Origin of the sequence: Embleya sp. NPDC020886, assembly GCF_044333915.1 — a bacterium.
GTDB lineage: Bacteria > Actinomycetota > Actinomycetes > Streptomycetales > Streptomycetaceae > Embleya.
In genome coordinates this window covers 871,963-890,462 of sequence record NZ_JBIRRX010000001.1, presented here as the reverse complement: position 1 = coordinate 890,462, position 18,500 = coordinate 871,963, and the positions used below count along the sequence as shown (strand labels likewise).

Annotated in this window: 12 protein-coding genes; 3 read left to right on the top strand and 9 right to left on the bottom strand. The window is 69.4% G+C overall.

Going from position 1 to position 18,500, the window contains the following annotated elements; all coding sequences use genetic code 11:
- Positions 1–26: 26 nt before the first annotated feature.
- The 9 genes from ACH4U8_RS03685 to ACH4U8_RS03645 all read right to left on the bottom strand — a co-directional run bounded on the left by ACH4U8_RS03685 (position 27) and on the right by ACH4U8_RS03645 (position 13,632).
- A complete protein-coding gene (locus ACH4U8_RS03685) occupies positions 27–1,571 on the bottom strand; it encodes an ABC transporter substrate-binding protein (protein ID WP_395775734.1) in 1,545 nt (514 codons plus the stop codon).
- Positions 1,572–1,920: 349 nt separating this feature from the next.
- Positions 1,921–3,507, bottom strand: coding sequence for an ABC transporter substrate-binding protein (locus ACH4U8_RS03680; RefSeq protein ID WP_395775733.1), 1,587 nt, complete (start codon positions 3,505–3,507; stop codon positions 1,921–1,923).
- Positions 3,508–3,655: 148 nt separating this feature from the next.
- A complete protein-coding gene (locus ACH4U8_RS03675; RefSeq protein ID WP_395775732.1) occupies positions 3,656–5,266 on the bottom strand; it encodes an ABC transporter substrate-binding protein in 1,611 nt (536 codons plus the stop codon).
- Positions 5,267–5,474: 208 nt separating this feature from the next.
- A complete protein-coding gene (locus ACH4U8_RS03670) occupies positions 5,475–7,097 on the bottom strand; it encodes an ABC transporter substrate-binding protein (protein WP_395775731.1) in 1,623 nt (540 codons plus the stop codon).
- Between the two features lie 330 nt (positions 7,098–7,427).
- A complete protein-coding gene (locus ACH4U8_RS03665; RefSeq protein ID WP_395775730.1) occupies positions 7,428–9,029 on the bottom strand; it encodes an ABC transporter substrate-binding protein in 1,602 nt (533 codons plus the stop codon).
- A 210-nt stretch (positions 9,030–9,239) separates the two neighbouring features.
- Positions 9,240–10,562 carry an oligopeptide/dipeptide ABC transporter ATP-binding protein gene (locus ACH4U8_RS03660; RefSeq protein ID WP_395775729.1) on the bottom strand — a complete coding sequence of 441 codons (1,323 nt, stop codon included), beginning with the start codon at positions 10,560–10,562 and terminating at the stop codon, positions 9,240–9,242.
- Entirely contained in the window at positions 10,559–11,626 is a 1,068-nt protein-coding gene (locus ACH4U8_RS03655) for an ABC transporter ATP-binding protein (protein WP_360310635.1), read from the bottom strand. The genes ACH4U8_RS03660 and ACH4U8_RS03655 overlap by 4 nt, the downstream gene beginning before the upstream one ends.
- 132 nt (positions 11,627–11,758) lie before the next feature.
- Positions 11,759–12,685, bottom strand: coding sequence for an ABC transporter permease (locus ACH4U8_RS03650; RefSeq protein WP_360310633.1), 927 nt, complete (start codon positions 12,683–12,685; stop codon positions 11,759–11,761).
- A complete protein-coding gene (locus ACH4U8_RS03645; RefSeq protein WP_360310631.1) occupies positions 12,682–13,632 on the bottom strand; it encodes an ABC transporter permease in 951 nt (316 codons plus the stop codon). The genes ACH4U8_RS03650 and ACH4U8_RS03645 overlap by 4 nt, the downstream gene beginning before the upstream one ends.
- A 595-nt stretch (positions 13,633–14,227) precedes the next feature.
- On the opposite strand from ACH4U8_RS03645, the gene ACH4U8_RS03640 reads away from it, so the two are divergent.
- From ACH4U8_RS03640 to ACH4U8_RS03630, 3 genes are all read left to right on the top strand, one after another.
- Positions 14,228–15,541: an ammonium transporter gene (locus ACH4U8_RS03640; protein WP_395775728.1), complete on the top strand. Its 1,314-nt coding sequence runs from the start codon at positions 14,228–14,230 to the stop codon at positions 15,539–15,541.
- Positions 15,538–15,876, top strand: a complete 339-nt coding sequence (locus ACH4U8_RS03635; RefSeq protein ID WP_360310627.1) for a P-II family nitrogen regulator — start codon at positions 15,538–15,540, stop codon at positions 15,874–15,876. Before ACH4U8_RS03640 ends, ACH4U8_RS03635 begins: the two co-directional genes overlap by 4 nt.
- Positions 15,877–16,006: 130 nt before the next feature.
- A complete protein-coding gene (locus tag ACH4U8_RS03630) occupies positions 16,007–18,337 on the top strand; it encodes a [protein-PII] uridylyltransferase (protein ID WP_395775727.1) in 2,331 nt (776 codons plus the stop codon).
- The last annotated feature ends 163 nt before the right edge of the window (positions 18,338–18,500 follow it).

The following is an 18,500-nucleotide window of genomic DNA, read 5'->3' as shown; positions in this document are numbered from 1 at the left end:
GGGGGCCGAACGGTGTTGCCGGTGGGCTACTTCAGCCCGATCCGGTCCATGAAGAACACGCCGGTGTTGTACTGCACGACGCCGGTGACCTTCTTGTTGAATATCACGCCGATCGAGGATTCGGCGTACGTCCACAGCGGCAGCTCGGCGACCATCGCCTTCTGCAGGTCCGAGTAGGCCTTCTTGCGGGCCGCCGGGTCGGTCGAGCTGCGGCCGGCCACCAGCGCGCCGTCCACGGCCGGGTTGATCCAGCCGACGAAGTTGGTCGGGCTCTTGGAGAACCAGTTGTTGAAGGCCAGCGGCTCGGGGTCGACCAGCCACTGCTGGAAGAGCATCGCCTGGAAGTCCTTGCGCAGCGCGTACTTCTCGATGTACGCCCCGATCTCCAGCGGCTCCAGCTTCATCGAGACGTTCTTGTACTCGGCGAGCTGGGTCTGCATCCACTCGGCGACCTTGACCGAGGAGGGGTTCTGCGGCAGGAGGTAGGTGAACTCGACCTTCTTGCCCTCGCGCTCCAGCTCGTCGAAGAGCTGCTTGGCCTTGGCCTTGTCCGGGTTCGCCTGCACGTTGGCCGGGTCGAAGAACGGCGACTTCTGGGCGAAGTAGCCCTTCGCGGGCACGTAGCCGTTGGACAGCGTCTTGGGGATGCCGGCCGGGTCCAGGGCCAGGGTGACCGCCTGGCGCGCCCGCAGGTCGTCGAACGGCGGCTTGGCCATGTTGAACTGGATCATCTGGCCGCCGTCGACCGAGCGCTGGACGACGCCGACCTCCTTCTCCGCCTGCGCGAGGGTCGCGTTGTCGGAGCTCAGGAAGACGTCCGCGCCACCGCTGTTGACGGTGTTGTACTGCTGCTTGACGTCCGGCACGTTCTTGATCGTCAGCTTGTCCAGCTTGGGCAGACCCTTGTCCTTCTGCCAGTAGTTCTCGTTCTTGACGAAGACCTGCTGGCTGCCGCGGGTCCAGCTCTCCAGCTTGAACGGTCCCGCGCCCACCGGCTTGTTGCGGTACTCGTCGGGACCCTTGGCCAGCGACGCGGGCGAGGCGATGTAGGTCAGGTCGATGGCGATCGCGCGGTCCAGTTGGGCGTTCGGCATGCCCAGCGGGGTGATCTCCAGCGTGGTCGGGTCGACGACCTTGCTGGTCAGCGCCGCGGCTATCTGGCGGTGCTGGGACTGGGTCTCCGCCTTGGCGTGCATGTCCCAGTTGAGCTTGACCGCCGCCGCGTCGAGCGGCGTGCCGTCGGAGAACTTGACCCCCGGGCGCAGCTTGAGCTGCCAGGTCTTGCCGTTGTCCGCGGTGGTCAGCGCCTCACCCAGGTGTGCCTTGACCGAGTTGTCCGCCGCGTCGATATAAAAGAGCGGGTCGTACAGCGCGGCCAGCCGCGGTTCGTCGGCCACCGCGACGGAGGCGGCCTTGAACGGGTCGAGGGAGGCGGAGTCCTGTACGGCCAGCATGGTCATGCTGCCGCCGGCCTTGGCCTCGCCCTGGACGGTCGACTGTTTGCCGCCCGATGAGTCGGAGTCGTCCGAACCGCCACACGCGGTGGCGGTGATGCCGAGAACCACCATCATCGAGACGATGGTCGTGCGACGTGCGGTCGTGCGTCGTGCAGACAACGTTCTTGCCACCTCCGCCGGGGAACAACACATGTGGTGCCGGGAGCCATGAGCGTGGAGCGGGAACAGCCGAATCGGTACCGCGTGCGGCACACCGTAGGACCAAGGGGCGTAAGTTGCACGCCCTGTGAGCCGATCTGTTACATCGTTACAGAGGGTCGTTGAATCGTGTCGGAACGCGGGTGCGTCCCGGCTGCCCGGGAGCGGGCCGGGAAGCCCGTCCGCACACGGCGAACGAGCCTCCCGGACACCGATGGTGACGGTGCGTCGGATCAGCCGGGGATGATCCGGACCCGGTGTCGAACTACTTCAGGCCGACCCGGTCCATCAGCATGCCGCCGTCCTGGACGCCGACGACACCCACGGCCCGCGGGCCGGAGATGATGTTGGTGACCGCCTCCTGGTAGGCGAGCATCGGCAGGTCCTTGACGAGCACCTTCTGCAGGTCCGAGTAGGCGGCCTTGCGGGCGGCCTCGTCGGTGGTGGAACGGCCCTTGATCAGCGCCGCGTCCGCCTCCGGGCTCTTGTAGCCGGTGAAGTTCAACGGGGTCTGCGAGAACAGGCTGTTGAACAGGATCGGCTCGGGGTCGCTGGACCAGATCTGGTACAGCGCGGCGGTGAAGTTCTTCTGCACCGTCAGTCGCAGGTAGTAGCTGGCGACCTCGGCCTTGTCGAGCTTGACCTCGACGTTCTTGAACGCGTTGAGCGCGGTCATGGTGTACTCGGAGGTCGCGTTGGAGGTCGGGTTCTCCGGGACCAGGTAGCTGAACTTCACCGGCTTGCCCTCGGCCGCGAGCTCGTCGAAGAGCTTCTGCGCCTCGACCTTGTTCGGGCTCGGCTGTGCGGCGGTGGGGTCGGTGAACGGCTTGCCGCTGTGGAAGATGCTCTTGGCCGGGGTCGCCGTGCCCGCGTACATCTTCTGGTTCAGGTCGGCCGGGTCGAGCGCGAGCGCGACCGCACGACGGGCGCGCGGGTCGTCGAACGGCGCCGTCGAGGTGTTGAAGACGATCATCTGGCCGCCGTCGAGGGTGAACGGCGTGACGCCCAGGCCCGCTTCCTGCGCGGCCTTGGTCTTCTGCGGGTCGATCGTGAAGGTGATGTCGGCGCCGCCGGCCTTGATCGTGTCGACCTGCTGCTTGACGTCGTTGACCACCTTGATGGTCAGGGTGTCCAGGTACGGCTTGTCCGCGCCCTGCCAGTAGTTCGGGTTCTTCTCGAACACCATCTGGCTGTCGCGGGTCCAGGTCTTGAGCACGAACGGCCCGGCGCCGACCGGCTTTTCGCCCTTCGGGTCGGCCGCGTACTGCTTGGGCGACTCGATGTAGGACAACTCCGAGGCCACCGTGCGGTCGAAGTTCGCGTTCAGCATCGGCAGGGTGATCTTCAGCGTCAGCGGGTCGACCACCTCCAGCCCGAGACCGCTCGCGGCCGGGCGGTGCTGGCTGAGCACCTCCGGCTTGGCGTGCATCTCCCAGTTGAACTTGACTGCGGCGGCGTCCAGCGCAGTGGCGTCGCTGAACTTGACGTTCGGCTTGACCTTGAGCAGCCAGGTCTTGCCGCCGTCGTCGCTCTTGAGGCTCTCGCCGATCTGCGGCACGACCTTGTTCTGCGTGTTGTCCACGTAGAACAGCGCGTCGTAGACCGCGAGCATGCGGTTGAGGTCGGTGACCGCCGCGTAGGACGCGTTGAACGGCGTCATGCTGCGGGCGTCGGACACCGTCAAAAGGGTGAGGTTGCCACCCTTCTTGGCGCCCGCCGACGCGTTCGGATCGGCCTTGCCGCCGGCGCCGTCGTCCCCGCCGCCGCAGGCGGCCAGGATCAGGCCCAGTGCCGATGCGCCGGCGACGGCCGCCGCGCGCTTTCGTGCGTTGTTGCCGAGGTGCTTGCTCATGTGACTCCTCCGTTGTCACAAGGCACACCCGGTCCCCGTTCGGACCGAATGTGATGGTGCGGTGGTGCACGGTCGGGTGGTGTGCGCGGCATGACGATCTCGGCGCCGCGCACGCCACCCGGCCGGGTCTGTGGGGGTCAGCCGCTCATCAGCGCCGCCCGATGGCGTCGAAGTGGATCAGCCCGTCGTTGTAGAGCTGGATCCCGACCAGATCGGTCCGGTGCACGGCACCGATCACCGCCGACGAGTAGACCCAGAACGGCAGATCGCGGTTGACCTGGTTCTGCAGCCGGGTATAGGCGTCGCGCCGCGAGCCGGCGTCGGTGGAGCGCCGACCGTCCTCCAGGGCGGTGTCCACGACGTCGTTGGCATAGCCGGTGATGTTGCTCAACCCGGCCTTGCTGTACAGGAATTGGTAGATCGTCGGCTCCACGTCGTCGGCCCAGAGCTGACAGACGGTGGCGTCGAAGTCGTTGCCCGCCAAGCGGGTCACCAGCGAGGCCATGTCGGTGACCTCGACGATCACGGTCACGCCCGGATAACCCTCCAGGGTCTGCCGGATGTAGTCGGCGGTGGCGCGCATCTTGGCGCTGTCGGGCACCAGGTAGCGGAAGACGAACGGTTTCTTCCCGTTGTTCGTGACCTGCGCGAACAGTGCACGAGCCTCGTCGGGCCGGTTCTCCGGCGCGGCCAGGTTGACGTTGGCGAGCGGGGAGGTGCTGTCGAAGATGCCGCGCGCCGATTCGCCCCGCCCGCCGTAGAACCGCCGGCTGATCTCGGTGCTGCTCAGCGCCAGTGCGGTCGCCCGGCGGGCGTTCGGGTCCTGGAACGGTCCCTTGCGCACGTTGAAGGCGACCATCAACCCGCCGTTGAGCCGGGCGTCCTCGGCGACCAGCCCGTCCGCGCGGGCCTGCGCGATGCTCTGCGGGTCCGTGGTCAGGGTGAGGTCGGCCCGCTTGGCCTGGATCGCCTTGTTGCCGCCCTCGACGTCCTTGTCCACTCGGAAGACCACCTCGTCGAGGTAGGGCCGATTCCGTTGCCAGTACTGCGGGTTGCGCTCCAGCCGAACCTCCTTGCCCGGTTCCCAGCTCTTCACCTTGAACGGGCCCGCGCCCACCGGCGCGTGCTTGAGCTCGAAGCGACCCTCGGGCGTGGCGACCAGTCGTCGGGGTGCGACGAAGGAGAGGTTGCGCGCGATGGTGTGGTCGAAGTTGGCGTTGGAGGAGGGCAGTTCGATGCGGAGCTGGAGCGGGCCCTGCTCGGTCAGGGTCACCCCGCGCAGCGGACCGCCGACCAGCGATCGCACCGTGGGGTCGCGATGCGCGTCCCAGTTGGCCCGGACGGTGCCCGCGTCGAGCAGGCTGCCGTCGCTGAAGTGCACGTCGGGACGCAGGGTCAGGGTCCAGATCCGCGCGCTCTGGTCGGAGACCAACGACTCGGCCAGTTTGGGGCGCACCCCACCGGTGGTCGGATCGGTCCAGACCAGGACGTCGTACAGGGCGGACAACCGGTTCGAGTCGGCCACGCTGGAGTACGAGGCGGTGAACGGATCGAGCCCGCGCTCCTCGCCGGGCATCAGGATGGTCACCGAACCGCCGTGCTCGGGCTCGCCGCTCGCACCGCCGGAGTCGGACGAGTCCAGGCCGCAGCCGGCCGTGGCCAACACCGTGGCCGCGGCGAGCGCGAGGGCGAGGGAGAGTCGGCGGCGCAGGCCGCGACACGGTGGTCGTCTCGGGGGTTTCTTCGGGTGGGGTACCACTGCCGGCCTACCTACCTATCACTGTGGGGTTCGAACGTGCCTCGTGCTTCGGTGCATTCGTGCAGTCGTTCCGGAAGTGCGGTAGAGCTGTGGTGCGATGGCTCGCGCGCGGAGTGCGGCGGGAGCCGAATGCGTTGGTGCGCCGGCCCCGGGTACGGCGGGGTGTCCCGCCCGGGAACACGGAGCCCGGGCGGGACGAGTCGCTCGACTAGCCGGTGGTGCCGATCCGATCCCACAGGACGACACCGTCGTTGGCCAGTTGGATGCCGGTGATCCTGGGGTTGTAGACCGCGGCGGTGACCGCTTCCTGGTAGACCCAGAACGGCATGTCCTTGTTCACCTGGAGCTGTACACGCGTGTACGCGTCACGTCGCTGCGCAGGGTCGGTCGTCCTGCGGGCGTCCTCCAACGCGGCGTCGACCGCCGCGTTCTCGTAACTGCTGTTGTTCGGCATGCTCTTGCTGTGCAGCAGATCGTAGATGCCCGGCTCCGGGTCGTCGATCCATTGCTGGCCCAGAGCCGCAGCCCATTCGGTGGTGCCGCCTCGGACGGTGCGGACATAGGTCGCGATGTCGACGACCTTGACCTCCATCTGGACCCCGGGGTAGGTGTTGAGTACCTGCTTCATGTACTCCGCGACCCGGATCGAGGCGGGGGCCTGGGGAACCCAGTAGGTGAACTTGAGCGGCTTGGTGCCGCCCGCCGTCACGTCCTCGAACAACTCCTTGGCTCGCTTGGGGTCGTTCTCCGACGCTGCGAGCTGGATGTTGGCCACCGGGGACGAGGCGGCGAAGATGCCCTTGGCGGGGGTGCCCTTGCCGCCGAAGAACTTCTGGTTGATGTCGATGCCGTCGAAGGCGTAGACGAACGCCCGGCGTGCCCGCAGGTCCTTGAACGGCGCGACGTTCAGGTTGAACACGACCATCTGGCCGCCGTTGAGGCCGATCCGCGTCACGCCCAGCTTCTTCTCCTCGGCCTGCGCCGTGGCGAGCGGGTCCACCGCGACGGTGAGGTCGGTCTTGCCCTCGTCGACCGCGGACACCGAGTGGTTGACGTCGGTGTCCACCGTGATGGTCAGGTTGTCCAGGTGCGGCAGACCCTTTTCCAACTGCCAGTAGTCGGGATTGCGGGTGAAGCTCTGCTTGACCCCGCGCTCCCACTTCACCAGCTTGTACGGGCCGGCGCCGACCGGCTTGTCGCCGATCCCGGTGGGACTGGCCCGCAGCGCGGTGGGTGAGGCGATGTAGGCGAGGTTGCGGGTCACCAGGTGGTCGAAGTTCGCGTTCTCGCTGACCAGCTTGATGTCCAGGGTGAGCGGGTCGCTGACGGTGAGCGAGAGGATGACGCTCGCCGCACCCCGCTGGAAGGAACCGACCTTGGGGTCCTTGTGTCGGTCCCAGTTGAACCGGACGGCCTCGGCGTCGAAGACCGTGCCGTCGCTGAACTTCACGTTCGGACGGATCTTGAGTCGCCACGTGTCGGCTTTGGGGCCGTTGATCGCCAGCGACTCGGCGATCTGCGGGCGAATGCTGCCGGTGCTGGGGTCCGCCCACACCAGCGAGTCGTAGAGCGCCGACATGCGACTGCCGTCGGCGACGTTGACATACGACGTGGAGAAGGGGTCCAGGCTGGTGGAGTCGCCCGGGAGGCTCATCGTGAGCGAGCCGCCCTGCTTGGGCGTGCCCGCGGCCGACGGTTTGCTCTTGTCGTCGTCCCCGCAACCGGCGAGGGCGGTGGCCGCCAACGCGGTCGCGACGACCAGTACGGCTATTCGGCGCCGGGGACGGGGATGGCGCGTGGATCGAAGGGACAACAGGGAAGTACGAGTCACTGCAGGGCCAACCTTCACCTGACGGACCGTCCGGGCTGCTGTGGCCGGGCGGCGGACGTGCTTGGTGCCGGGTACGTCGGCCGACTCGGGGGGAGAGGGCGACGGCGCCCCGGGTGGAGCATGGTGGTGCGTCCGTGCGGCTGTGCTGTCGTGCGGTGGTGCGTGCTGCTCGACTGTCTGCAACCCTCGGGCGAGACACGTGAAGGCCGGGAATCACCAAGGTGATTCCCGGCCTCCACGAACCGACTGGTAAGGGTGCCGTCCCTTTCTACTGCCTTCCGGCGATCTGGTCCATCAAGATCGGGTCACTGTTGTACTTCTGATGACCAGTCAGCCCTTTTTGCCGATGCGATCGAAGAGGAAGATGCCGTCGTTGGACAACTGCACACCGGTCACCCCTGAGTGGAACACGCCCGCCACGACCGCCTCCTGATAGACCCACAGCGGCATGTCCCGGTCCAACTGGAGCTGGAGCTGCGTGTAGGCGGCCCGGCGCCGGGCCGGGTCGGTGGTGTTGCGGGCGTCGTCGAGCGCCTTGTCCACCACGTCGTCGCCGTAGAAGCAGCAGTTGCTCGGGCTGCCCTTGTGCAGGTACTGGTAGACCGCCGGCTCGGGGTCGTCGGCGAGCAACTGGCTGACCTTGACGTCGAACGCCTCGGCCAGGTTGGAGCGCTTGACGAACTCGGACAGGTCGGCGGTCTCCACGTCGACCCCGACTCCGGGGTACTTCTCCAGCGTTTCCTTCATGTACCGGCCGAGCTCGTCGATCGCGTTGCTCTTGGGCGCGATGAACTTGATCCGCATCGGCTTGGCGCCGTTGTCGGTCACCTTGGCGAACAGTTCCGCGGCCTGCTTCGGCTTGTTCTCCGGTGCGGACAACTGCGGGTTGGCCAGCGCGGTGGCCTGGTTGAAGATGCCGCGCGCCGGGGTGCCCGCACCGCCGAAGACGCGCCGGTTGATCTCCTCGCTGCTCAGCGCCAGCACGATCGCGCGACGCACCTCGGGATTGGCGGTGGGACCGCCGGAGGTGTCGAAGCTGAGCAACTGGCCGCCGGAGAGCGCGAGCGACTCGATGCCGATGCCCGCGTCGCGGGCGGCCTTGAGGGTGAACGCGTCGCTGACGTTGGCGACGTCGGCCTTGCCCTTCTTGACCCGGTCGACCGCCGCACTGCCGCTGGACTCGTAGCGGAAGGTGAGGCTGTCCAGGTACGGCTTGTCCGGGCCCTGCCAGTAGGTCGGGTTCTTCACCAGGGTCAGGTGGTCACCCTTGACCCAGCCGCCCTCGCGCAGCATGAACGGACCCGCGCCCACCGGGTGTTCGGCCAGCTTGTCGACGCCCTCGGCGATCGCCTTGGGAGAGGCGATGAAGGACAGGCTGCGCGCGACCAGGCGGTCGAAGTTGCCGTTCGGCTTGTCCAGGATGATCCGCAACTCCAGCGCGTCGGCGCCGATCTGGCTCTTCATGCCGACCGTCGCGTCGCGCTGGCGCGACTTGGTGGTGGGCACCGCGTGCGTGTCCCAGTTGATCTTGACCGCCGCGGCGTCGAAGACCGTGCCGTCGGTGAACCTGAGGTTGGGTCGAAGCCGCAGGCTCCAGATCTTGTTGCCACTGCCCTCCACCGGCGCCAGGCTCTCGGCCAACTGCGGCTGTACGGAGCCGGTGACGGGGTTCGTCCAGAGCAGGCTGTCGTACAGGGCCGCCATCCGGTTTCCGTCCGCCTGGGCGGCGTAGGAAGGCAGGAAGGGGTCGAGGCTGCGGGCGTCGGAGGTGGCCAGGATGTCCAGCGAGCCGCCGGCGCGGGGGGTGCCCACCGCGCTGGGCGCCTCACCGGACTCGGAACCGCAGCCGGCCGCGGCCAGCAGGCCGATTGCCGCGATGACGGCGGCGGTGCGACGGCGTGCCCGAAGGGCGAAAGGTCGTGCGTGTGCCACAGAAAACGTCCTCAAGCATGGAGCAGGTCGGCCGATGGCCGGATGCCGCGCGATGAGCGCGGTCAGCGCCGTGAGGCTACAACTCGACACGTGTCGCATCGTCGACGGGATGCCCGATTCGACCCCCGGGCGGCCGACCGGGACACGTGCGTGTACGCACAGCGACGCGGTACGGCCGGGCTCGGCCGTACCGCGTCGGGTGTTCGGCGGTCAGTCCCGCTCGGCCGCCTTGGGCGCGGCTTCGGGGGCGGACTTCGGGTCGGGCTCGGGCTCGGCTTCGGCCTTCGGCTCGGCGTCGGAATCGGCGTCGATCTCGACCTCGGGCGCGGCCTTGGGCTCGGGCTCGACCGCGGCTTCGGCTTCGGGCACGGCCTTGGGCTCGGGCTCGACCGCGGCCTCGGCTTCGGGCGTGGCCTCGGCCGCCGCCTCGGGCACGACCTCGACCTCGGCCGCCGGCTCCGGCGCGGCTTCCGCCTCGACCGCAGTGGTGCTCGACGCGAACACCGCGGCCTCGCCCACCAACGGGAAGTGGCACGCGACCCGATGCCCCGGCGCGATCTCGCGCAACGTCGGCACGTGGGCCGCGCACTCCTCGCGCGCGATCGGGCAGCGGGTGCGGAACCGGCAACCGCTGGGCGGGTTCATCGGCGAGGGGATCTCGCCCTTGAGCGAGGGCCCGGCCGGCGCCGCCTCGGGGTCGGGCGCGGGCACCGCGTCGAGCAGGGCCCGGGTATAGGGGTGCGCGGGCGTGTCGTAGATGGCCGCGGTGTCGCCGGTCTCGGCGATGGTGCCCAGGTACATCACCGCGACGTCGTCGCTGATGTTGCGCACCACCGCGAGGTCGTGCGCGACGAAGATCATCGACACGCCGGTGCGGTTCTTCATCTCGTCGAGCAGGTCGAGCACCTGCGCCTGCACCGACACGTCCAGGGACGCCACCGGCTCGTCGCAGATCAGCAGGTCGGGATCGACCACCATGGCCCGGGCGATCGCGATCCGCTGGCACTGGCCGCCGGAGAACTGGTGCGGACGCCGGTCGGAGACCAACTCCGGGTCCAGGCCCACCTGACGCAGCACCGCCTCCACCCGCGGGCGGATCTCCTCGGCGGACATGCCGGAGATGACCAGACCCTCGGCGACGATGTCGAAGATCTTCCGGCGCGGGTTCAGCGCCGAGATGGGGTCCTGGAACACCATCTGGATCCGCCGACGCATCGTGCGCAGACCGGCCTTGGGCAGCGTGGTCAGTTCCTGACCGTCGAACCGGACCGAGCCCTCGGACGGCTTGGTCAACTGCAGGATGGCCCGGGCCAGCGTGGACTTGCCGCAGCCGGATTCGCCGACCAGGCCCAGCGTGCGCCCGCGCCCGAGCTCGAAGCTCACCCCCGCGACCGCGTTCATCATCCCGCCGGGCACCCGGAAACGCTGGACCAGGTCGGTGACCGTGAGCAGCGGGTCGGTGCCGGTCGAGGTCTCGGCGGCGGGCTTGTCGTCCAGGGCGAGCGCGCCCGGCGTGGTGCCGTCGGCGGTCATGCGGAGGCCTCCTTCATCAGGGACGGCTGCCCGCTGTCGGCACCCGCGACGGCGGCGACGTCCTCGCCGACGGGGTGGTGGCAGGCGAACCGGTGTGCGCCGAGCTCGTCGCCCAGCTCGGGCCGCTCCTCGCGGCACAGGTCGTCCGCCGCCGTGCAGCGGGCCGCGAACGCGCAGCCGGACTTGAGCGTGATCAGGTCCGGCGGCGTGCCCGGGATCGCCCGCGGGCGCTGGTCGCGCGGCACGTCCAGGCGGGGTACGGCGCCCAGCAGGGCCTCGGTGTAGCGATGCCGACGGTGGGCGAACAGGTCCGTGGTGGGGGAGTGTTCGACCATGCGACCGGCGTACATCACGGCGATCTGATCGGTCCGCCCGGCCACCACGCCCAGGTCGTGGCTGACCAGGATCATGCCCATGCCGCGTTCGGCCTGGATCTCCTGGAGCAGGTCGAGGATCTGCCGCTGCACGGTCACGTCCAGCGCGGTGGTCGCCTCGTCCGCGATCAGCACGTCGGGGTCGCAGGCGAGTGCCATCGCGATGGTCACCCGCTGGCGCATGCCGCCGGAGAGCTGGTGCGGGTACTGCCGGGCGCGCTTGGCCGGTTCGGGGATGCCGACCAGCGTGAGCAGTTCGATCGCGCGCTCGCCGGCCTCCTTCTTGCCCAGGCCCAGGTGCAGGCGCATCGACTCGGTGAGTTGTCGGTCGATCCGCAGTACCGGGTTGAGCGAGGTCATCGGGTCCTGGAAGACCATCGCGATCCGGTTGCCCCAGATCTTGCGGGCCTCCTTGCGTGGTACGCCGACCAGTTCGCGGCCGTCCAGGCGCACGCTGCCGTGGATGTCGGCGATCGAGGGGCAGATGCCCATCAGCGAGCGCACCAGCATCGACTTGCCCGAGCCGGACTCGCCGACCAGGCCGAGCGTCTCGCCGCGTTCGATGCTGAAGGAGACCCCGTCCACCGCCTTGAGCACCCCGCGCGGGGTGTCCAGGTGCACCCGCAGGTCGGTGGCCCGCAGCAGTGGTTCGTCCGGCGTGGGCGAGCCGGTCGTCTTCGGCTCCGCCATGGTCACCACGCCACCTTCGCGCCGCGCGGCTGTTGGATCCCGTCCATGTGAGCGGTCCCGTCTGTGTGAGGGGGTCGAAGAACGGGGCCGACGGCGGTCCTGTGGGAGGCAGGACCGCCGTCGAGCCCTCGGCTACAGCTTGGTGTCGCGGACGTCGAACCTGGCACGCAGCCGGTCGCCGATGACGTTGAGCGAGAAGACCGTCAGGAACAGCACCCCGCAGGGTACGAACACCTGGGCCGGATACAGCGACAGATCGTCCCGGGCGGCGTTGATCATGCCGCCCCAACTGGGCATCGGCGGCGGGATGCTCAGGCCGAGGAAGGACAACGAGCCCTCCGCGACGATCAGCACGGCCATCACGATCACCGAGTACGACATCACCGCGGGGAACGTGTTGGGCAACAGTTCCTTGAAGATGATCCGGCCCGGACCCGCGCCCATCGCCTTGGCCACCGTGACGTATTCGCGGTTGGACTGGGCGATCGCGCTCGCCTTGGTCAGCCGGGTGAAGCCGGGGATGGTGAGCACGGCCAGACCCGCGGTGATGCTGGTCTGCGAGGGCTCGTACACCGAGGACAGCGCGAGCAGCAGGATCAGCGGCGGGAAGGCCAGCAGCGCGTCGGAGAACAGGTCGATGATCATCTCGGTGACGCCGCGGAAGTAGGCCGCGACCAGGCCGAGCAGACCACCGATGAGGACGCCGACCACGACCGACACCAACGCGACGATCATCGACACGCGCGCGCCGAAGGCGAGCCGGGTCAGGTGGCTGCGACCGAGGCCGTCGGTGCCCAGGAACTCGGGCCAGGCGGCGAACGGCTTCTGCTTCGCCTCGCCGAACGCCTGCCCGTACTCGTGCGGGAAGACGCCCGGTGCGATCAGGCTCAGCACCGCGCCGAGCAGCACGATGCTCATCCAGGCGATCGCGAACCACAGCAGCACGCTGGGCCGCTTGCGGGCCTTGCCGCTCTTGGCCCGCTTGACCTGCGAGGGTCGCAGGCCCGTCGGTTCGGCCGCGCCGAGAGCCGGCTCCGGGGCGGTTTCGAGTGTGCTCATCGGGCCCTCACTCTCGGGTCGATGAGTGAGTAGCCGATGTCCACGAGCGTGTTGAGCAGCACGTAGACGATCGCGATCACCACGACCGTGCCCTGGACGACCGGGATGTCCTTGCCGTTGATCGCCTGGTACATGCCCTGTCCCAGACCCGGGATGGAGAAGTACGACTCGACGATGACGGTGCCGCCGATCAGCCGGCCCAGGGTCAGCCCGGAGACGGTCAGCAGCGAGAACGACGAGGGCCGCAGCGCGTGTCGGAACAGCACGTACGACGTCGACAGGCCCTTGGACCGCGCGGTCAGGATGAAGTCCTCCTGGAGCGTGGCGAGCATGTCGCTGCGCAGGAGGCGTTGGAACTGGGGGATCTCCGCCAGCGCGAGCGCGAGCGCGGGCAGGAACGCGAACTCGATGTTCTTGGCGAAGTCGATCGAGATGTACTCCCATCCCGTCGGCTTGAACGCCGCGATCATCTCCCGGTTCGCGAAGAAGTAGACGAGCAGGAACACGCTGACGAAGGTGGGGATCGACAGCAGTGCCGAGGACACGCCGCCCACGACGCGGTCGACGCGTCCGCCCGCCTTCGCTGCCGTCCACACGCCCAGCGGCACGGCCACGATCAGGGCCATGAGGAGGGCGAAGACGGCGAGTTCCAAGGTCACCGGGAATCGCTCGGTGATCCCGTCCATGACGGGGGTTCGAGTCTTCAGCGACTCCCCGAGGTCGCCGGTGAGCGCATGGCCCACCCAGGTCACGTATCGGACGGGCAGCGACTTGTCGTACCCGAACTCGTGCTCCAGGTCCTTGAGATCCTGAGGCGTGGAGCCGGGGCCGAGCATCTGGGCGACCGGTGAGCCGTCCACCAGGTCGGGCAGGGCCGTGGTCGCGAACGTGACCAGGAACAGCACCGGAATCAGGGCCAGCAACTTGCGACCGAGCAGGCGCAACACGACGGTGTCACCCCCTCTCGCTGGTCTGGTCGGTTGACGAGGTCTGTTGACGTTCCGTGCAGTCGTGCGGTGGTGCGCTCGCGCGAAACCGCCGAATCCCGGACAGGGCCGATCACCTGTGGTGACACGTGCCTTGACGGGTCGTCAGTTAAGCGCGGTGATTAATTACGGCAGTGGGCGCGATCAATGTCAATGGATTCATCGCAACCGTTAGCGGGTCGAAAACGTCCGGCCCGAAGCGGAGCGCCGGCCCCCGGCGGCACGTGTCGACCTGCGGGAATAAGGTGCGGACGGCAACTAACTGACGGTGCGTCAGATGTGGTCGACGGGCTGTGTGTGCGTTGCCTGTCGCTCACCTGCGGGACACCCGATCGCGCCTCGCGCGCGACCCCTCGGTGGCTTCGCCGCGGTTGCGGGGACCGGCGCGATCCGGCCGGCCATGTGCGTGAGCGGACGTTCATCCGCCGGAAACACATGTGCGGCAAGCGTCACGTCGGCGAAACACGTCGCGCCACGGCGCGAAACCTCACGCCTCGAAGCTCCTTTCCATGAGCTCCCGGAGGTCGGCCGGGGCCACGGAGAAGAGAGGCAGAGTATGGACACGGGTAACACCGCATTCGTACTCCTGAGCGCCGCACTGGTCATGCTCATGACGCCCGGGCTGGCGTTCTTCTACGGCGGCATGGTCCGCGTGAAGAGCGTCCTCAACATGCTGATGATGAGCTTCATCTGCCTGGCTGTCGTGACGGTGCTGTGGGTGCTCTACGGGTTTTCGATGACGTTCAGCACGGACGCGTTCGGCGGCCTGGTGGGCAACCTCGACTGGTACGGCATGCGCGACATCGGGGTCGCGGAGTTGTGGGACGGCTACACGATCCCGGTGACGGTGTTCGCGGCCTTCCAGTTGATGTTCGCCATCATCACCCCGGCGCTGATCAGCGGCGCCGTCGCGGATCGCACCAAGTTCACCGCCTGGGCCGTGTTCGTGGCGTTCTGGGTCACCCTGGTCTACTTCCCCGTCGCGCACTGGGTCTGGGCCGCGGACGGCTGGTTGTTCGAGAAGGGCGTGATCGACTTCGCCGGCGGTACGGCGGTGCACATCAACGCCGGTATCGCGGCGCTGGCCCTGGTCCTGGTGATCGGCAAGCGGGTCGGCTTCAAGCGTGACCCGATGCGCCCGCACAACCTGCCGCTGGTGATGATCGGCGCCGGTCTGCTGTGGTTCGGCTGGTTCGGCTTCAACGCCGGTTCCTGGCTCGCCGCGGACGGCGTCACCGGCCGAGCCCTGATCAACACCCAGATCGCCACGGCCGCGGCCATGCTCGGCTGGCTGTTCCTGGAGAAGATCCGCGACGGACACCTGACCACCCTGGGCGCCGCGTCCGGCGCGGTGGCCGGCCTGGTCGCGATCACCCCGGCGTGCGGTGCGCTCAGCCCGCTCGGCTCGATCGCCCTGGGCCTGGTCGCCGGCGCGGTGTGCGCCTGGGCGGTGGGCCTGAAATACAAGCTCGGCTACGACGACTCGCTCGACGTGGTCGGGGTGCACCTGGTCGGCGGCATCATCGGATCGCTCGCCCCCGGGTTCCTGGCCACCGGTCACGTCCAGAGCGACGCCAAGGGCTTGTTCTACGGTGGGGGCTTCGATCAGCTCGGCAAGCAGTTGATCGGAGTCGGTGCCGTCCTGGCCTACTCCTTCATCGTCACCTTCATCCTGGGCACGGTCATTCACAAGACCATCGGCTTCCGGGTGACCGAGGACGACGAGGTGGCCGGCATCGACCAGGTCGAGCACGCCGAGACCGGGTACGACTTCGCCACACTCGGCGGTTCCACCCGACCGTCGGCGGGCATCGGCACCTCTACGGGCGCGGGCGCCGCGGCGCCCGCCGACACGAAGGTGGATGCGTGAAGCTCATCACGGCGGTGATCAAGCCGCACCGGCTCGACGACGTGAAGAACGCCCTCCAGGCGTTCGGCGTCCACGGCCTCACCGTGACCGAGGCGAGCGGCTACGGCCGGCAGCGCGGCCACACCGAGGTCTACCGGGGCGCCGAGTACCAGGTCGACCTGGTGCCCAAGGTCCGCATCGAGGTCGTCGCGGACGACGAGGACGCGGAGGAACTGCTCGACGTCCTGGTCAAGGCCGCGCGTACCGGCAAGATCGGCGACGGCAAGGCGTGGATCGTTCCGGTGGACAGCGTGGTGCGGGTGCGCACCGGCGAGCGCGGCCCGGAAGCCCTGTAACACCTCCGATGGCCGGTCCCGCTCCGAAGACGCTCTTCGGGGACGGGTCCGGCCATCGGCCTTTGTGTCGACCGCTCGCGGTGCTCGGCGGCCGGCGCCGCCGGCGCGTGTGAACGAGGGAGCAGGCCCCATGGAACCGACCGCCACCTCGCGGTACACCCGAGCCAGGGACGACCTCCTGGCCGACCCCGCCGGACCCACCGGTGCGACCCGTCGACAGGCCCTCGGCACCCTGTCGGACCGCTGGCTGACCGAGTTGTTCGTCGGCGCGGGCGCGCCGACCGAGGGCGTGTGTCTGGTCGCGGTCGGCGGCTACGGCCGACGCGAACTGTCCCCCGGCAGCGACCTGGACCTGGTGCTGCTGCATCAAGACCACGACGGGATCACCGAACTCGCCGACGCGATCTGGTACCCGGTGTGGGACGCGGGCATCGCCCTGGACCACTCGGTGCGCACCCCCGACGAGGCCCGCCGGGCCGCCGCCGAGGACCTGCGGGTGCAGACCGGCCTGCTCGACATCCGACACATCGCCGGCGACCCCGAGTTGACCGCCGCGCTGCGCACCTCGATGTTCGGCGCGTGGCGAGCCGCCGCCGTCAAGCGGCTGCCCGAACTGCACGAGTCCTGCCGCGAGCGCGCGCAGCGGCACGGCGAGGTCGCCTTCCTGCTCGAACCCGACCTCAAGGAGGCCCGCGGTGGCCTGCGCGACGCGACCGCGCTGCGGGCGATCTCGGCCTCGTGGATCGCGGACGCGCCGCACGAGGAGGTGAACACCGCCCGGGCCACCCTGCTCGACGTGCGCGACGCGCTGCACCTGGTCACCGGGCGCGGCTCGGACCGACTGCTGCTCCAGGAACAGGACGCGGTCGCCCGGCGGCTGGGCCTGCTGGACGCGGACACGTTGCTGCGCCGGGTCTCCGAGGCGGCCCGGGCGCTGGCCTACGCCTGCGACGTGACCTGGCGCGAGGTCTCCCGGGTGCTCGCGGCGCGCGACGCGGGCGCGGGGGTGCGCCGGCTGCGCCGGGGCCGGCATGCGGTGCCCGCCCGCACGCCGCTGGCCGAGGGCGTGGTCGAGTACGCCAGCGAGGCGGTGCTCGCCCAGGCCGCGCAGCCGGCCCGGGACCCGGTGTTGTTGCTGCGCGCCGCCGCGGCCGCCGCACAGGCCGGCCTGCCGCTGTCCCGACACACCGTGGACCGTCTGGCGATCGAGTGCCCGCCCCTGGCCGATCCGTGGCCGTCGGCCGCCCGCGAGGCGTTCGTGTCGCTGCTGGGCGCCGGGCGGGACGTGTTGCCGGTGTGGGAGGCGTTGGAGTCCAAGCGGCTGATCACCAAGCTGTTGCCGGACTGGGAGCGGGTGCGCTGTCGGCCGCAGCGCAACGCGGTACATCGCTTCACCGTCGACCGGCACCTGATCGAGACCGCGATCGAGGCCGCCGCGCACACCCGCCGGGTGGCCCGGCCGGACCTGCTCCTGGTGGCCGCGCTGCTGCACGACATCGGCAAGGGCTGGCCGGGCGATCACAGCGTCAGCGGCGAGGTGATCGCGCGCGAGGCCGCCGTGCGGATGGGCTTCGCCAAGGACGACGTGGACGTGCTCGGCACGCTGGTGCGGTGGCACCTGCTGCTGGTGGACACCGCGACCCGGCGGGACCTGGACGATCCGACCACCGTGGCGGCGTTCGCAGAGGCGGTGGGCAGCGTGGAAACCCTCGAACTGCTCCACGCACTCACCGAGGCCGACGCCGCCGCCACCGGACCCGCCGCGTGGAGCGAGTGGCGGGACGCCCTGGTCCGGGACCTCGTGGCCCGGACCAGGGCAGTGTTCGCCGGCCGGCCCACCCCGGCGGTGTCCGAGCGCATCGTCACCGCCGACGTGTCGGGGGAACTCCCGGTGGTCCGGCTGGAACCGCTGCCCTTTGGCGCCGAGGTGACCATCGCGGCGCCGGACCGGGTCGGCCTGATGGCGCTCTCCGCGGGCGTCCTGGCGCTGCATCGCCTCACCGTGCGCTCGGCCGCGATCGACGTGGTCGAGGACCTGGGCGTCACGGTGTGGACGGTGGAGACCGAGTTCGGCCGACTGCCCGACCCGGCCGCGCTGCGCGAGGACGTGCGCAAGGCCCTGGCCGGCGGCCTGGACGTGGCCGCCCGGCTGGCCAAGCGCGAGGCGGCCTACCCGCCCCGGCGCGGCACCACCCCGGCGCCCGCACGGGTGGAGGTGATCGCGGACGCGTCGCGGAGCGCGACCGTGCTGGAGGTGCGGGCGCACGACAGCCCCGGCCTGCTGCACCGGATCGGCAAGGCGCTCGCCGACGCCCGGGTGAGCGTGCGTCAGGCCCGGGTCGGCACCCACGGCGCGGACGCGGTGGACGCCTTCTACGTGGTCGCCCCGAACGGACACCCGCTGACCGCCGCCGACGCCCGGGGCCTGGCCCGCACCCTGGAGCGGGCGCTGGCGCCGTGATCCCGGGCGCACGCCGCCTTCCGGGGTGCACGAGTCACCATTGCCGCAGCGCCCACATGTGCCCGGCAGGCGGATCCGGGACACGTGCCCCCGCCACGACCGCTCGGCGGGCGGTTAGGCTGGGCCCGACACCACCCGTATCTGACGAAGGACCTCTGCCGAC

Excerpts from the sequence above, each read along its gene's own strand:
- ACH4U8_RS03640 (WP_395775728.1), top strand. The coding sequence starts at position 14,228 with ATGGACACGGGTAACACCGCATTCGTACTCCTGAGCGCCGCACTGGTC.
- ACH4U8_RS03660 (WP_395775729.1), bottom strand. The coding sequence starts at position 10,562 with ATGACCGCCGACGGCACCACGCCGGGCGCGCTCGCCCTGGACGACAAG.
- ACH4U8_RS03650 (WP_360310633.1), bottom strand. The coding sequence starts at position 12,685 with ATGAGCACACTCGAAACCGCCCCGGAGCCGGCTCTCGGCGCGGCCGAA.
- ACH4U8_RS03685 (WP_395775734.1), bottom strand. The coding sequence starts at position 1,571 with ATGATGGTGGTTCTCGGCATCACCGCCACCGCGTGTGGCGGTTCGGAC.
- ACH4U8_RS03630 (WP_395775727.1), top strand. The coding sequence starts at position 16,007 with ATGGAACCGACCGCCACCTCGCGGTACACCCGAGCCAGGGACGACCTC.
- ACH4U8_RS03655 (WP_360310635.1), bottom strand. The coding sequence starts at position 11,626 with ATGGCGGAGCCGAAGACGACCGGCTCGCCCACGCCGGACGAACCACTG.
- ACH4U8_RS03680 (WP_395775733.1), bottom strand. The coding sequence starts at position 3,507 with ATGAGCAAGCACCTCGGCAACAACGCACGAAAGCGCGCGGCGGCCGTC.